Genomic DNA, 14,061 nt, shown 5'->3' with positions numbered 1-14,061 from the left:
CGCGCTCGCACCGTCGCGTTCTGAACAGGCTCTTCGACAAGCTCAGGGCGAACGGATCAAGAGAACGTCATTAGACTTTGGGCGGCACCGGCTGCCCTACACGCGCGATCCGTGCCAGACTCGAATCGGCGCCGATCGACGTGCGGACATGCGGCATGCCCGAACGGTCCGATGCGTGCCCACTTCGGCAACTTCGGGCCGGCGGCGTCCCGGCTTATTTGCCCTGCGCCCGCCAGCGCCCGATGGTGCGGCTGATGATGCCGTCCTCGCCGCCCACGTCGCGCCACAATTGCGAGAACACCGGATCGTCCGATGCCGGCCGCTTCGTCTCGGGCAGGTCGTCGAACCGCACCCGGATCGGCACCGCGACACCCTCGCCGCAGATGATGCACTCGCGGTTCCTGAGCGCCGGGATCGAATCGAGGAACCCGCGCGCGCCCTCGGGCATCGCCGCGCGGACGAACGCCTGGTCGCGCTCGTTGTTGAGGCGCATCGCGACGATCGTGCCGCACTGCGACAGCACGCCCTCCTCCAGATCGGAGGGTCGCTGCGTGATGAGCCCCAGGCTGACGCCATATTTGCGCCCCTCCTTGGCGATCCGGCCGAGGATGCGGCCGACCGACGACGTCTGTCCCGCGGTCGCGCTCGGCACGTAGCGGTGCGCCTCCTCGCAGACGAGCAGCACCGGCCGCTTCGGCTCGTTGCGCGACCAGAGCGCGAAGTCGAACGTCATCCGCGCGAGCACCGCCACCACCACCGCGGTGATGTCCGACGGCACGCCCGACACGTCGACGATCGAGATCGGCTTGCCGTCGCCCGGCAGGCGGAAGATGCGCTGGAGGAAGCTCGCCATCGCATCGGCGACGAGCATGCCTGAGAACATGAAGCCGTAGCGCGGATCGGCCTTGATCTCGTCGATCTTGGTCTTCAGCCGCAGATAGGGCGCGGTGTCGCCGGCGCGGTCCATCTTGCCCATTTCCAGGCTGATGAGGCTGGTGAGATCGCTCAGCAGATACGGCACCGGCGCATCCACCGTCAGCTTGCCGATCTCCTGCCCGATCCGCCCCTTGGCGCGCGCGGCGAGCAGGCATTTGGCGAGGATGTCGCCATCGATCTGCCGCTCGCTGCCCGTGGTGGTGAGGAAGACCTCGCAATGCTCCTCGAAGTTCATCAGCCAATAGGGCATCTGGAGATTGTTGACGTCGTAGATCGCGCCATTGCCCGTGAACGCCGCAGCATATTCGCCGTGCGGATCGATCATCACGATATGGCCCTCGGGCGCCAGCTCGCAGATCCGGTGGAGGATCAGCGCGGCGGCGGTCGATTTGCCCGTGCCGGTCGATCCGACGAGCGCGAAATGCTTGCCGAGCATCGCATCGACATACAGCGCGGCGCGCACGTCGCGCGTCGGATAGACCGATCCGACGACGATATGCGCGCGGTCGTCCGCGGCATAGATCTGCTTCAGGTCGGCGGTCGCGACCGCATGGACCGGGCAGCCGGGGATCGGATAGCGCGTCACGCCGCGGCGAAAATTGTAGAGCTTGCCCGTCAGCCGCTCCTCGTCGCCTTCGCCGAGGAAATCGATATCGGCCAGCACGCCGCCGCTCGCGGCGTCGAGCGTCAACGCGCGCACGTTGGCGGCGAGCCAGCTTCCGCCGACGCGCATCTTGATCTGGCTGCCGAGCGTACCCGCGGCAGCAATCACCGGATCGGGGTTACCCGACAGCGACTCGACAGCGACGGGATCGAGCAGCACCCGGCTGCTGGAGCCGGCGACCGACAGCACATGGCCGATCGGCAGCGTCGCCGCCATGGCGATTGGCGTGGCGAGAACGGTCGCCCCTTCGAAAGAGTCGCGGCCGGGCATCAGCGTCATGGCGTCATCCTGTAAACGCATATCGATTCGGCTATGCGACACAGGCGTAAATATTGCGTAAGTCACTCCAGCGGCGGGCGTTATCGACGGCCGGCGATCCAGCCGGCGCCCCAGCCCAGCACCACCGACAGCGCAACCGCAGCCAGGCCATAGAGGAACGCCGAGCGGTCCGCCGCGCGCGCCACGAATCGCTCGAACCCCGATTTGCGGATATCGATCGTCCGCACCGCCGCCGCCAGCACATGGCCGTCGCGGATCAGGAATGTCTCCGCGGTGAAGCGCCCGACCGGCACGCGTGCCGGGATCGTGACGCGCGCGCGGTACAGCACGCCTTCGCTGATTTCGACGGCATGGGGCGCCTCGACATACAGGCCCGCGCGCCGTTTCAGCCCCACCAGCCCACGCGCGAACCGGTCCTGCACCGCGGGCGGGGCGTTGGAGACCGGGGAGAGCTGGAGGCTGTCGAGCCCCAATTCGTAGATCGCGCGCGTCCGATCGTCGATCAGCGTACCGATCGGCCGCGACGACGCGATCGCATAGAAGGACGGCGCGGACCGATAGCGCAGCCGCGACGCATTCACCCAGATGCCCGCCACGCGCTCCTTCTCGCGCACCAGGATCGCCTGGGTCGGCCCCTTCACCACCACCACCACGTCGGTCGGCCGATCGCCATCGGGCAGGCGGCCGCCGGGATAGAGGATCGCGCCGAACAACAGCAGCTCGGCACCGGTGAAGCTGTACGCGATCTCGATGTCGCGCTGCGACACGTCGGGCACGAGGACGGGCTTGGACAGGGGCACCGCCGCGCCCGTCAGCAGCGGGACCAGCACGAGCGCGAGCGCCCGGCGCTTCACCACGCGCCGACCGTGTACAATTCCGCCGGGGTGCGCACGAGGCCGAGCACGATCCGCACCGCCAGCGCCAGCACGACCAAACCGAGCACGAGCCGCAGATATTCGGGCTTCACCTTCGTCGCGAACCGCGCACCGAGCTGCGCGCCCACCACGGATCCGACGAGCAGCAATCCCGCCAGCACGATGTCCACCGCCTTGGTCGTCAGCGCGTGCATCATCGTGGCGAAGGCGGTGACGAACAGCGTCTGGAACAGCGAGGTACCGACCACCACCTGCGTCGCCATGCCGAGCAGATAGATCATCGCCGGCACCAGGATGAACCCGCCGCCGACGCCCAGCAGGATCGTCAGAATGCCCGTGCCGAACCCCAGCAGCAGCGGCGCCAGCGGTGATATGTAAAGCCCTGATTTGTAGAAACGCGTGCGCAGCGGAAGCGCCGCCACCATCGGATGGTGCCGCCGCTTGGCGGCGCGCGGCCGCACATGGCCCCGCGCGGCGAGGATCGTGCGCAGCGATTCGCGCGTCATCAATTGCCCGATCCAGCCGAGCATCACGACATAGACGAGCGCGATCACCGTATCGATCTGGCCGCTTTCCTGGAGCAGGCGGAACAGCCACACGCCGCAGAACGCGCCGACGATGCCGCCGGCCACGAGCACGCAGCCCATCTTCATGTCGACCCCGCCGCGGCGGACATGCGCGAACACGCCCGAGATGCTGGCGCCCGTCACCTGGCTGGCCGACGACGCGGCCGCGACCGTAGGGGGAATGCCATAGACGATGAGCAGCGGCGTGGTGAGAAACCCGCCGCCGATCCCGAACATGCCCGACAACAGCCCCACCCCACCGCCGAGCAGCACCACGAGCAGCGCGTTGACCGACAGATTGGCGATGGGAAGATAGACGTCCACGCCCGAACCGTTAGCCGTCTTCGCCCGCGCCCGCCAGCGGCGGCACCGCGGCCGCTCGCCGTTCAGGCCACCGGGTAGCGCAGCCGCCCGACGAACCGCGAAAGGCTCGGCCGGTGCGCGGCGCGCTTGAGGATGCCCGCCTTGGCCTTTTCGAAGCGCATGATCCCGCCAATCCGGCGATCGAGAAAGGCGCGGGTGTCGGCGGCGTTCTCGCTGTCGTCATCGAGGAACACGGTAACGGTGGCGCCATAGACGCCCAGCAGGATCGTGCGCTTGGTATAATGGTTGTAATCGGTCGCGGTGTCGCCGGCACGGCGCCAGATCCGGTCGACCGTCCGCCAGCCGAGCCGCGCGGCGTGCGCGACGTTCTGCGGCATCGCGAGGATCGCCAGCGCGCGGCGCAGCGCCTCGCGGTTGGGCAGCATCGTGTCCAGCCGCGCCCCGATCTGCGTGGCGATCCGGTCGCGGACCTTCATCGCATCCAGCCGGTCCACCGGAACCTGCGCCGCCATCGCCGCATCGATAGTTTCGAACCAGGCGTCGATCATGTCCGCCGCGCCTTGCGGGAAAGCGAGCCGCGCCACGTCGGGATCGATCCCCTGGGCTTCGGCCGCCATGTCGCGGGCGGCGTCACCCCAGCCGTCGAACGCGGCATTCGCGGCGATCTCGGGGGCCAGCCGCTCGCGGATCTCGTCCAGGGTCCAGTCGGTCATCACGCGTCCTCTGCCATCGGCGGCACCGCGGGCGCAAGCCGCGGCGTGCGGCGCACGAGCACCAGCGCCGCCGCCACCAACGCCACGCCGACGAGATCGGGTGCGCCCAGCCGCTCGTCATAGACCACCCAGCCGATCGCCCCCGCCACGATCGGCTGGGTCAGCAGCGCGATGCCGATGACGAGCGGGCTCAATTGGCCGAGCGCATAAATCATCAGCCCCTGCCCCACCACCTGGCTGACGAGCGCGAGCCCGATCAGCGACCCCCAGGCATGCGGCACGATCCGCTCGCCGAGCAGCATGGCAAAGGCCAGCAGCGGCAGGATGCTGGCCAGCGTCGCAAGCGCGAGCGCCGGAAGCGACGCCATCGTCGCGCGCACCCGCAGCATCAGGATGAAATACAGCGCATAGAGGATCCCGGCGAGCAGGCAGAGCAGGTCCCCGCCCAGATGCCGCGGATCGAGCTGGTAGGATCGCCCCAGCAACAAGGCGCCGCCCGACAGCGCGAGCAGCAAGGCCGCACCCTGCGCACGGCCGGGCCAGGCACGCGCCACGAGGAAGCCATAGACCGGAAAGATCAGCGTGGCCGAATTGCCGAACAGCGTCGCGTTGGCGAGCGTGGTGCGCACGATGCCGAGATGCCAGAAGCCGAGATCCGCCGCGAACGCCACGCCCGATATCGCCAGCAGCGCCCACAGGCTGCCCGTCAGCCGCCCCGGCCTCGCCCCGCTGGCGAACGCGGCGACGCACAGGAGCGGCGCGGCGAGCAATATCCGCCAGAACGCCGCCGCCACCGGCCCGGTATCGGCCATCCGCACGAACCACGGCCCGAACGCCAGCGCGGCATTGGCCGCGATCACCGCCGCGAAGGCCCGCGCGGGCGGCTTTGCCACGGGGGTAGAAAATCTTTGCGGGGCCCGGCGATGCATGGCGCGCTGTAACGCCCTATCTGACGCGCGTCAGGTCCATAAGGAGCCCCCATGCCCAACCTTTTCGATGCCATCCGCGTCGGCGCGATCGATGCGCCCAACCGAATCTTCATGGCGCCGCTCACGCGCGGCCGTGCCGATCGGCAAGCGGTCCCCACCGCGATGATGGCGGACTATTATGCGCAGCGCGCCGGCGCCGGCATCATCATCACCGAAGCCACCGGCATCAGCCGCGAAGGACTGGGCTGGCCGTTCGCGCCGGGCCTGTGGACCGACGAACAGACCGAGGCGTGGAAGCCCGTCGTGGGCGCGGTCCATGCCGCCGGCGGCCGGATCGTCGCGCAATTGTGGCATATGGGCCGTCAGGTCCATTCGTCGGTGATCGGCGGCCAGCCGGTGTCGTCGTCCGCCACCGCGACCAAGGGGCAGGCGCATACCTATGACGGCAAGCAGGATTTCGAGACGGCGCGCCCGCTCGACATCGACGAGATCCCGCGGCTGCTGGAGGATTACGAAAATGCCACGCGGAACGCGATCGCCGCGGGCTTCGACGGCGTGCAGATCCACGGCGCGAATGGCTATCTGATCGACCAGTTCCTGCGCGACAACGCCAATTTCCGCGACGATCGCTATGGCGGCAGCCCGGAGAACCGCATTCGCCTGCTTCGTGAGGTGACCGAGCGGGTCGCCGCGACGATCGGTGCGGATCGCACCGGCGTGCGCCTGTCGCCCAACGGCGATTCGCAAGGCGTCGACGACAGCGATCCGAAGTCGGTGTTCGTGCCCGCCGCCAAGGCGCTGTCCGAGATCGGCATCGCCTTTCTCGAGTTGCGTGAGCCCGGCCCCGACGGCACCTTCGGCCGCACCGACGTTCCCAAGCTCTCGCCCGAGATCCGTCAGGCCTATGACGGCGTGCTGGTGCTCAACTCGGATTATCACAAGGACGACGCGAACGCCGCGATCGAAGACGGCCGCGCCGATGCGATCGCGTTCGGCCGCCCGTTCATCTCCAACCCCGACCTGCCCGAGCGCCTGCGCAACGACGCACCGCTTGCGCCGGACGACATGAAGACGTGGTACAGCCAGGGTCCCGAGGGCTATATCGACTATCCGGCGCTCGAGACGGCGACGGCGTAACGTCGCTGCCATCCTCCCTCGCCGGTGGCGGGGGAGGATCCGCCTCACCCTCGCGCGACGATCGCGTCGATCCGCCGCGTCGCCCATTTGCGCCCCTGGGTGCCCGCGCCGAGCAGATGGATCATCACCGGCGCCGCGAACAGCCACGGGAATGCCGCGACGCCCGTGGCGAAGACGATCACGGCGACGAGCGTGGCCCATTTCATCCATTCGAACCGCCCGGCGAGCACGGGATCGAGCGCGATCGTGCGCGGCGCCTTCGTGTCGTAAAGACGGTGGGTCATCACCTCGGCGGTGCCGTCGAACCGCGTGCGGTGCGGCCAATGGCGCGAAAGGCCCGTCGCTGGCCGCGGCGCGGCGGGCTCGGCATTTGCGGGCCGTTGCACTGCCGGAACACCGGCACGCGTGTCGATCACCTCCAGCCGCCGTCCGCGCTCGACCACGCGGTAGCGCGAAGGCGGCGCCGGGTTCACCGGGTGAAGCGATCCTTGAGCGCCAGCATCGCGAGTGCCGCCTTGGCCGCCGCGCCGCCCTTGTCGAGCTGCGCGCGATCGGCGCGAACGATCGCCTGCGCCTCGTCCTCGGTCGTCAGGATGCCGTTGCCGATCGCAAGGCCGTCCATCGACAGCGCCATCAGCCCGCGCGCGCTTTCACCCGCGACGATCTCGAAATGATAGGTCTCGCCCCGGATCACGACGCCCAGCGCGACATAGGCGTCGTACAATTCGGTCTCGGCGGCGAGCGCGATCGCACCTGGCACCTCCAGCGCGCCGGGCACGGTGATCGTGCTGTGCGTGTGTCCCGCGGCCTCGATCGCGGTACGCGCGCCGGCCAGCAGCATGTCGTTCAGATGGTCGTAGAATCGCGCTTCGACGATCAGGATATCGGCCATGTCTATTCGCCTCCGGTGCCGGGAATGGGCCGCTCGCCGACGATCGAGAGGCCATAGCCTTCCAACGCCACCAGCGTGTGGTGCGTGTTGGTGAGCAGCACCATTTCCTCGACGCCCAATTCGGCCAGGATCTGCGCGCCCACGCCGTAATCGCGCAGCTCTTCGACCTCGGGCGCACCCGCGCCCTTGCCCTCGCCGCGCAGCCGGATGAAGCGCGAGACCGAATCCTTCATCGGCCGGTTGATGACGACGATCACCCCGGTGCCCTCCGCCGCGATCGCCTCCATCGAACGCGACAGCAGGCCCGAACGCTCGGACGCCTCGCCGAACATGTCGACGAAGAAGGAGGCGGTGTGCATCCGCACGAGCGTGGGCCTGGCCGGATCGATCCGCCCCTTCACCAGCGCGATCGTCTCGTCGCCGGTGGCCTTGTTGTGGAAGGTCATCGCCTGCCACTGGCCGCCCCAGCGCGAGTCGAAGCTCATCTCGGCGCGTTTCTCGACGAGATGGTCGTGGCGGCGGCGATAGGCGATCAGGTCGCGGATCGTGCCGATCCGGAGATTGTGGAGCTGCGCGAAGGCGACCAGATCGTCCATCCGGCTCATCGTGCCGTCGTCGTTCATGATCTCGCAGATCACGCCCGAGGGATTGAGACCCGCGAGCCGCGCCACGTCCACCGCCGCCTCGGTATGGCCGGCGCGTACCAGCACGCCGCCGTCGCGCGCCACCAGCGGGAAGACATGGCCGGGCGTCACGATCTCGTCGCGGCCCTTGCCCGAATCGATCGCCACCGCGACCGTCCGCGCACGGTCCGCCGCGGAGATGCCCGTCGTGACGCCGTCGCGCGCCTCGATCGAGGTGGTGAACGCGGTTTCGTGCCGGGTGCCGTTGTTGCGGCTCATCAGCCCCAGGCCGAGTTCCTCCACGCGCCGCTTCGTCAGAGCAAGACAGATCAGGCCGCGGCCGTGGCGCGCCATGAAGTTGATCTTCTCGGGCGTGGCCATCTGGGCGGGAATGACGAGATCGCCCTCGTTCTCGCGATCCTCGTCGTCCACCAGGATGAACATCCGGCCGTTCCGGGCTTCGTCCACGATCTCCTCCGGCGTGGAGAGGAAGCCGTGGCGCAGGCGCGCGAGTTCAGGCTTTGGCACGGTAATGCTCCATCCGTCGGAGATAGCGGGCGAGGACGTCGATCTCGACATTGACGGCGTCGCCCTGGCGCAGCCGCCCCAGTGTCGTCGCGCCCTGGGTATGCGGGATCACGTTCACGGCGAAGGTGGCGCCATCCTCGGCATCCTCCACCGTGTTCACGGTGAGCGACACGCCGTCGATCGTGACCGAACCCTTGGCCGCGACGAACGGCGCGAGATCGAGCGGCAACGCAAAGGCGATCCGCTTCGAATCGCCGTCGGGCGTGACGGACGCGATGGTCGCGATGCCGTCGACATGGCCGGTGACGATATGGCCGCCCAATTCATCCCCCAGCCGCATCGCGCGTTCGAGGTTGAGCGCGGCGCCTTCCACCCACATCGCCGGCGCGGTGCGCGCGATCGATTCGCCCGACACGTCGACCGCGAACGCGCCCGGTGCCTTGTCGACCACGGTGAGGCACACGCCCGAGCACGCGATCGACGCGCCCAGATCGATGCCGGCGGTGTCATAGGCGGTTTCGATCACGACTCGCGTGTCGCCGGTGCGGGTGACGCGCGCGATGCGGCCGATATCGGTGATGATCCCGGTGAACATGGGCTGCTCCTAGCGCGTCCGTCGATGGATTTCGAGGGCATCGGGACCGAAGCGCCGCCGGTCCTCCAGCCGCCAGCGGCCATGCGCCGCGGCCAGATCGGCCAGACCGATGTCGCGCAGCGCCTGCCGCCCCGTGCCGATCAGGATCGGCGCGCGGTAGAGCAGCAACCGATCGACCAGATCCGCGGCGAGGAACGCGGCCGCCACCCGCGCGCCGCCCTCGACCAGCAGGTGATCGCCCGCCAGCGTCGCGACGGCGGCGGGCGTTGGGATGACCGTCCAGCCGTCCAACCCGCCCTCGGCGCACGTCCTCGACAGCATCACCCTTTGCGGGGCCCGTTCCTTCAGCCCCGGCAACCGTACGTCGAGCACCGGCGCGTCGGCCTGGTACGTGCCCCGCCCGACGAGGATCGCTTCGTGCCGGCTGCGCTCCAAATGCGCGTGCGCGCGCGCCCCGGGGCCGGTGATCCACCGGCTGCGCCCGTCCGCCAGCGCGATGCAGCCATCGAGCGAAGTGGCGAGCTTCAGCGTCACGAACGGTCGCCCCATTACCCGCCGCGTCAGGAATCCCGCCATCGACGCCCGCGCCTCGGCCTCGCGCACGCCCGTCTCGACGGCGATGCCCGCCGAGCGCAGCCGCGCGAAGCCGGCACCCGCGGTGCGCGGATCGGGATCCTCCAGCGCGGCGACGACACGCGCGACGCCGGCGGCCGCCAGCAGATCCGAACAGGCGGGCCCGCGCGGCGACACGTGCGCGCACGGCTCCAGCGTCACATAGGCGGTGGCTCCGCGCGCGGCGGCGCCCGCCTGCGCCAGAGCCATCGCCTCGGCATGCGGGCGGCCGCCCGGCTGCGTCCAGCCGCGGCCGACGACGCGGCCCTGATTGACGATCATGCAGCCGACATTGGGGTTGGGCGCGGTGCGGCCCTGCGTGCGCGACGCGAGCGCCAGCGCCGCGCCCATCCAGGCCACCCCGTCCTCGCCGCGGACCGTGGTCAGATTCCGTACGCCTTCAGCCGATCGTCCAGCCGCTTGAACTGCGCCTGGAGCGCCGCGCGCTTTTCGGCCTCGGCCTTGAGGCGCTTGTCCTTCGCCGCCTGGTCGATCACCTGCTGCGCGCGGATCTGCGCGTCGGTGCGGTCCAGTGTCCATTGCTGCACATATTGGATCTGCGGCCGATAGACCGGCTTCACGTCGTTGCCGTCGCGCAGGAACGCGTAGACGAACACGCCCGTCACGACCACCGCCAGCGCGAGAAAGCCCAGTTCATACGGCTCGCGCTGAAGGAGAAACCCCCGAAGGTCCTTATAGGCGCGGATCGGCGACAGGCGGCTGAAGAACGGCATGGGCGAAAGATAGGCGCACGGGGCGGCGGCTGCCAGCCCCGCGTGCCGATCGAACGGATGCTATTCCTGCAGCACGAAGCGGAGCGCCATCGTCCGCCACGTTTCGACCGGAATGCCGTCGCGCGTAGCCGGTCGGAACCGCCAGCGGCTGGTCGCGCGCTCCTGCGTGGCGCGGAAGAACGCGTCGGATGTCGCGCTGACGCGCTCCACCTGCTTCACGCGCCCGTCCACGCCGACGAGCACGCGCACGACGACACGCCCTTCGCGCCCCGCCCGGCGCTCGTCCGCCGGATAGGCGGGCTGGAGATCGGCGGCGTACCGCGGATCGACCATCGCCTCGACCAGCACCGGGGCGGGGCTGGCGGTGGGCGCAGGGTCCACCGAGACGCCGCCGATCCCGGCCCCTGCGCTCGGGATCGGCGCGGGATCGGGCGTGGTCGCCACCGGCGCGGATTGGAGCGGCAGCGTCACGATCGGGATCGGCGCCTCGACCGGATGTGCGGAAGCGGTCGACGGGTGCGGCTCCGGCGGCGTCCGCAACTCGGGCGGTGGCGGATCGGTCGGGACGCTATAGGTCTTCAGCGGCGGGTCGACCGGCACCTTCAGCACATGCGGTGCGGCCAGCCAGAGCGCGCCCAGTGCCACACCGTTCACCGCCAGCGCTATCGCCAGGCTGCCGGGTTTGAATCCTTCGGGATTGCGTCGATCCGCGTACATCGGGCCGTCTCCTGTCTCTCCTTGCGGTCGAATGGCCGCAAGGCGGATGCTACGCCTTTGTACGCCGCTGCAAAGCGCAAAATGGGGATCAGGCGGCGAGCCGCACCAGCGTCCGCGCGCGACCGATCAGCGGCAGCAGCGCCGCCATGTCGGGGCCATGGTCGCGCCCCGTCAGCGCCCGGCGCAGCGGCAGGAACAAGGCCTTGCCCTTGCGCCCCGTCTCCATCTTCAGCGCAGACGTCAGCGCATGCCAGGGATCGGCGCCCCATTCGATCGTCGCCGCGAGCGCCTGCGCCTGCGCCAGATAGGCGCGGTCGTCGGCGTCGGGCGCGGGCGCGGGCGCGTCGATCGGCCCCTCGATCACCCGCCACCAGTCCGCCGCCTCGCCGACCGTGGCGAGATTGGGCCGCACCGCCAGCCACTCGGCCTCGCCCATCCCCGCCGGCAGCCGGTCGGCCACTTCGGCATAGCGCAGCGCGTGGACGATCCGCGCGCTCAGTTGCGCCAGTTCGTCCTCGTCGAAGCGCGCGGGCGCGCGGCCGAAATGCGCGAAATCGAAGCCGGCGATCAGCGGATCCATATCGGCCAGCGGCTCGACCGGATCGCTGGTGCCGATCCGCGCGAGCAGCGCGCGCACCGCCTGCGGCTCGATCCCCTCGTCGCGGAACTGCGCGACGCCCACCGATCCCAGCCGCTTCGACAGCTTGCCCTCCGCCCCCGTCAGCAGCGCCTCGTGCGCGAAGGCGGGCGGCGTCGCACCCATCGCATCGAACATCTGGAGCTGGAGCGCGGTGTTGGACACATGATCCTCGCCGCGCACCACATGCGTGATGCCCATGTCGACATCGTCGATCGCGGAGGGCAGCATGTAGAGCCACGATCCGTCGGCGCGGCGGATCACCGGATCGCTCATCGTGGCGGCGTCGAAATGCTGGGGCCCGCGGATCCGGTCGTCCCACGCGATCGGCGCGTCGTGATCCAGCCGGAAGCGCCAGTGCGGGCGGATGCCCTGCGCCTCGAGCACCGCGCGGTCGTCGTCGTCCAGCGCCAGCGCGGCGCGGTCATAGACCGGCGGCAGGCCGCGGCCGCGCGCGATCTTGCGCTTCAGATCCAGTTCCTGCGCGGTCTCATAGGCGGGATAGATCCGGCCGCTCGCCACCAATGCGGCAAAGCGCGTTTCGTAGAGCGCGAAGCGTTCCGACTGGCGCACCACCGCATCAGGCACGAGACCCAGCCAGGCGAGATCGGCATGGATCGCCTCGGCGAACCGCTCCTCGCTGCGCTCGGCATCGGTATCGTCGAGCCGCAGCAGAAACCGCCCGCCATTCTTCTTTGCCCACAACCAGTTGTGCAGCGCGGCGCGGATGTTGCCGACATGGAGCAGCCCGGTGGGCGACGGCGCGAAGCGGGTGACGATCATGCGCCATCGCCTAGGTGGTCGTCCCGCCCGCCGCAACGCTCCCTTTCCCTCCCGCCCCCCCCCCGCTAAGGCGCGCGCACCAGCGGGAGACGAAGCCATGAAACTGATGACCGGCAATTCGAACCTGCCCCTTGCGCAGGCGATCGCCGCCTATCTCGAGATCCCGCTGACCGATGCGCTGGTGCGCCGCTTCGCCGACGAGGAGATCTTCGTCGAGATCCGTGAGAATGTGCGCGGCGAAGACGTGTTCGTCGTCCAGTCGACCGGCTTTCCCGCCAACGACAATCTGATGGAGCTATTGATCTGCATCGATGCGCTCAAGCGCGCGTCGGCCCGCCGGATCACCGCGGTCATCCCCTATTTCGGCTATGCGCGGCAGGACCGCAAACCAGGGCCGCGCACGCCCATCTCGGCCAAGCTCGTCGCCAATCTCATCACGGTGGCGGGCGCGGATCGCGTGCTGTCGGTCGATCTCCATGCCGGGCAGATCCAGGGCTTTTTCGACATCCCGACGGACAATCTCTATGCCGCGCCGGTGATGTCCGCCGACATCCAGGCGCGCTTCAAGGGGCGCAACCTGATGGTCGTCTCGCCCGACGTGGGCGGCGTGGTGCGCGCGCGCGTGCTGGCCAAGCGGCTCGACAACGCCCCGCTCGCCATCGTCGACAAGCGCCGCGAGCGCGCGGGCGAATCGGAGGTGATGAACATCATCGGCGAAGTCGAGGGCCGGTTCTGCATCCTGGTGGACGACATCGTCGATTCGGCAGGCACGCTGTGCAACGCCGCCGCCGCACTCCGCGAAGCGGGCGCGGAGGACGTCGTCGCCTATGTCACGCACGGCGTGCTGTCGGGCGGTGCGGTCGCGCGCGTCGAGGGTTCGGTGCTGCGCGAACTCGTCATTACCGATTCGCTCGGCAATCACGAGACGATCGGCAAATCGGGCAAGATCCGCCACCTGCCGATCGCGCCGCTGCTGGGCGAGGCGATCAAGCGGATCGCGGACGAGACGAGCGTGAGCAGCCTCTTCGACTGAAGACGGGCGCGGCGCCTGGCACGGCCCGAGGGGCGGCATGGTGTCTGGAACGGGACGCCGGCAAAGCCGCCGTCGATCGGGTTCGCCGGGCGACCCGTCGGCCGCGCTGGTCGCGGCGCTTTGTGCCACGCGGCGGGCGTGGCCGCGCCTGCGGCTCAGCGCTGGCTGAGCGCGATGATGTGGTCGAACACGGCGGGGTGCAGCGGCTTGGCGAAGGCGCAGCCATATTTGAACTTGTCGCGCCAGGCGACCACCGCCTCGAGCGGGGCGAGGCCGGGGATCGTCAGCCACACCGCGGTGCCGGGCCAGAGCGTGAAGCTCGTCTCCGCGCGAAAGCCCGACATGGAAAGATCGGTCACTTCGATCTCGAACCGGGTCTGCCCGCGGTCGCGCAGATGCGCGCGCATCTTCACCGATTTGCGCAGTGCCTGGCGATTTTCGTCACCCATGACGGGATCGGGGATGGAGGCGGGCTGGTTCATTC

General features: G+C 69.3%; 16 protein-coding genes. 2 read left to right on the top strand and 14 right to left on the bottom strand.

What is annotated here, in order from left to right; genetic code table 11:
- Positions 1 to 214: 214 nt before the first annotated feature.
- The 5 genes from L8H00_RS11080 to L8H00_RS11060 all read right to left on the bottom strand — a co-directional run bounded on the left by L8H00_RS11080 (position 215) and on the right by L8H00_RS11060 (position 5,286).
- Positions 215 to 1,816 (bottom strand): ATP-binding protein, encoded by a 1,602-nt coding sequence (locus L8H00_RS11080; RefSeq protein WP_242097508.1) that lies wholly within the window; start codon positions 1,814 to 1,816, stop codon positions 215 to 217.
- Between the two features lie 143 nt (positions 1,817 to 1,959).
- Positions 1,960 to 2,733, bottom strand: coding sequence for a TIGR02186 family protein (locus L8H00_RS11075; RefSeq protein ID WP_242097507.1), 774 nt, complete (start codon positions 2,731 to 2,733; stop codon positions 1,960 to 1,962).
- Positions 2,730 to 3,644, bottom strand: coding sequence for a sulfite exporter TauE/SafE family protein (locus L8H00_RS11070; RefSeq protein WP_242097369.1), 915 nt, complete (start codon positions 3,642 to 3,644; stop codon positions 2,730 to 2,732). The genes L8H00_RS11075 and L8H00_RS11070 overlap by 4 nt, the downstream gene beginning before the upstream one ends.
- 62 nt (positions 3,645 to 3,706) lie before the next feature.
- The gene (locus tag L8H00_RS11065; RefSeq protein WP_242097368.1) at positions 3,707 to 4,357 is read right to left on the bottom strand and encodes a COQ9 family protein; all 651 of its coding nucleotides are present in this window, start codon (positions 4,355 to 4,357) and stop codon (positions 3,707 to 3,709) included.
- Positions 4,357 to 5,286 carry a DMT family transporter gene (locus L8H00_RS11060; RefSeq protein ID WP_242097366.1) on the bottom strand — a complete coding sequence of 310 codons (930 nt, stop codon included), beginning with the start codon at positions 5,284 to 5,286 and terminating at the stop codon, positions 4,357 to 4,359. Before L8H00_RS11060 ends, L8H00_RS11065 begins: the two co-directional genes overlap by 1 nt.
- Positions 5,287 to 5,337: 51 nt before the next feature.
- Between L8H00_RS11060 and L8H00_RS11055 the strand changes: the two genes are divergently transcribed.
- The gene (locus tag L8H00_RS11055; RefSeq protein ID WP_242097365.1) at positions 5,338 to 6,423 is read left to right on the top strand and encodes an alkene reductase; all 1,086 of its coding nucleotides are present in this window, start codon (positions 5,338 to 5,340) and stop codon (positions 6,421 to 6,423) included.
- 44 nt (positions 6,424 to 6,467) lie between these two features.
- Here the strand turns inward: L8H00_RS11055 and L8H00_RS11050 are convergent, their stop codons facing one another.
- The 8 genes from L8H00_RS11050 to gltX all read right to left on the bottom strand — a co-directional run bounded on the left by L8H00_RS11050 (position 6,468) and on the right by gltX (position 12,544).
- On the bottom strand, positions 6,468 to 6,896 hold the full coding sequence (locus tag L8H00_RS11050; RefSeq protein ID WP_242097363.1) for a hypothetical protein: 429 nt from the start codon (positions 6,894 to 6,896) through the stop codon (positions 6,468 to 6,470).
- A complete protein-coding gene (gene ribH, locus L8H00_RS11045) occupies positions 6,893 to 7,315 on the bottom strand; it encodes a 6,7-dimethyl-8-ribityllumazine synthase (protein WP_242097362.1) in 423 nt (140 codons plus the stop codon). Before ribH ends, L8H00_RS11050 begins: the two co-directional genes overlap by 4 nt.
- 2 nt (positions 7,316 to 7,317) lie before the next feature.
- Positions 7,318 to 8,517, bottom strand: a complete 1,200-nt coding sequence (gene ribB / locus L8H00_RS11040) for a 3,4-dihydroxy-2-butanone-4-phosphate synthase (protein ID WP_242097361.1) — start codon at positions 8,515 to 8,517, stop codon at positions 7,318 to 7,320.
- Entirely contained in the window at positions 8,453 to 9,061 is a 609-nt protein-coding gene (locus tag L8H00_RS11035) for a riboflavin synthase (RefSeq protein ID WP_242097360.1), read from the bottom strand. The genes ribB and L8H00_RS11035 overlap by 65 nt, the downstream gene beginning before the upstream one ends.
- Positions 9,062 to 9,070: 9 nt before the next feature.
- Complete coding sequence (gene ribD, locus L8H00_RS11030; protein WP_242097506.1) at positions 9,071 to 10,024, bottom strand: bifunctional diaminohydroxyphosphoribosylaminopyrimidine deaminase/5-amino-6-(5-phosphoribosylamino)uracil reductase RibD; 954 nt, start codon at positions 10,022 to 10,024, stop codon at positions 9,071 to 9,073.
- Positions 10,025 to 10,056: 32 nt separating this feature from the next.
- Positions 10,057 to 10,407 (bottom strand): hypothetical protein, encoded by a 351-nt coding sequence (locus L8H00_RS11025; RefSeq protein WP_242097359.1) that lies wholly within the window; start codon positions 10,405 to 10,407, stop codon positions 10,057 to 10,059.
- A gap of 60 nt (positions 10,408 to 10,467) precedes the next feature.
- Positions 10,468 to 11,124 (bottom strand): TonB family protein, encoded by a 657-nt coding sequence (locus tag L8H00_RS11020; RefSeq protein WP_242097358.1) that lies wholly within the window; start codon positions 11,122 to 11,124, stop codon positions 10,468 to 10,470.
- 88 nt (positions 11,125 to 11,212) lie between these two features.
- Complete coding sequence (gene gltX, locus L8H00_RS11015) at positions 11,213 to 12,544, bottom strand: glutamate--tRNA ligase (RefSeq protein ID WP_242097357.1); 1,332 nt, start codon at positions 12,542 to 12,544, stop codon at positions 11,213 to 11,215.
- 97 nt (positions 12,545 to 12,641) lie between these two features.
- Between gltX and L8H00_RS11010 the strand changes: the two genes are divergently transcribed.
- The gene (locus L8H00_RS11010) at positions 12,642 to 13,577 is read left to right on the top strand and encodes a ribose-phosphate pyrophosphokinase (protein ID WP_242097356.1); all 936 of its coding nucleotides are present in this window, start codon (positions 12,642 to 12,644) and stop codon (positions 13,575 to 13,577) included.
- A gap of 155 nt (positions 13,578 to 13,732) precedes the next feature.
- On the opposite strand, the gene L8H00_RS11005 is transcribed toward L8H00_RS11010, so the two are convergent.
- On the bottom strand, positions 13,733 to 14,059 hold the full coding sequence (locus tag L8H00_RS11005; RefSeq protein WP_242097355.1) for a pilus assembly protein PilZ: 327 nt from the start codon (positions 14,057 to 14,059) through the stop codon (positions 13,733 to 13,735).
- Positions 14,060 to 14,061: the final 2 nt, after the last annotated feature.

Source organism: Sphingomonas sp. CROZ-RG-20F-R02-07, assembly GCF_022662335.1.
In the GTDB taxonomy this organism is placed as follows: domain Bacteria; phylum Pseudomonadota; class Alphaproteobacteria; order Sphingomonadales; family Sphingomonadaceae; genus Sphingomonas.
This window is presented reverse-complemented; position numbering and strand designations above follow the sequence as displayed.

Excerpts from the sequence above, each read along its gene's own strand:
- L8H00_RS11080 (WP_242097508.1), bottom strand. The coding sequence starts at position 1,816 with ATGGCGGCGACGCTGCCGATCGGCCATGTGCTGTCGGTCGCCGGCTCC.
- L8H00_RS11065 (WP_242097368.1), bottom strand. The coding sequence starts at position 4,357 with ATGACCGACTGGACCCTGGACGAGATCCGCGAGCGGCTGGCCCCCGAG.
- L8H00_RS11060 (WP_242097366.1), bottom strand. The coding sequence starts at position 5,286 with ATGCATCGCCGGGCCCCGCAAAGATTTTCTACCCCCGTGGCAAAGCCG.
- L8H00_RS11055 (WP_242097365.1), top strand. The coding sequence starts at position 5,338 with ATGCCCAACCTTTTCGATGCCATCCGCGTCGGCGCGATCGATGCGCCC.
- ribH (WP_242097362.1), bottom strand. The coding sequence starts at position 7,315 with ATGGCCGATATCCTGATCGTCGAAGCGCGATTCTACGACCATCTGAAC.
- ribB (WP_242097361.1), bottom strand. The coding sequence starts at position 8,517 with ATGTCGAGATCGACGTCCTCGCCCGCTATCTCCGACGGATGGAGCATT.
- L8H00_RS11035 (WP_242097360.1), bottom strand. The coding sequence starts at position 9,061 with ATGTTCACCGGGATCATCACCGATATCGGCCGCATCGCGCGCGTCACC.
- ribD (WP_242097506.1), bottom strand. The coding sequence starts at position 10,024 with ATGGGCGCGGCGCTGGCGCTCGCGTCGCGCACGCAGGGCCGCACCGCG.
- L8H00_RS11025 (WP_242097359.1), bottom strand. The coding sequence starts at position 10,407 with ATGCCGTTCTTCAGCCGCCTGTCGCCGATCCGCGCCTATAAGGACCTT.
- L8H00_RS11020 (WP_242097358.1), bottom strand. The coding sequence starts at position 11,124 with ATGTACGCGGATCGACGCAATCCCGAAGGATTCAAACCCGGCAGCCTG.
- gltX (WP_242097357.1), bottom strand. The coding sequence starts at position 12,544 with ATGATCGTCACCCGCTTCGCGCCGTCGCCCACCGGGCTGCTCCATGTC.
- L8H00_RS11010 (WP_242097356.1), top strand. The coding sequence starts at position 12,642 with ATGAAACTGATGACCGGCAATTCGAACCTGCCCCTTGCGCAGGCGATC.
- L8H00_RS11005 (WP_242097355.1), bottom strand. The coding sequence starts at position 14,059 with ATGAACCAGCCCGCCTCCATCCCCGATCCCGTCATGGGTGACGAAAAT.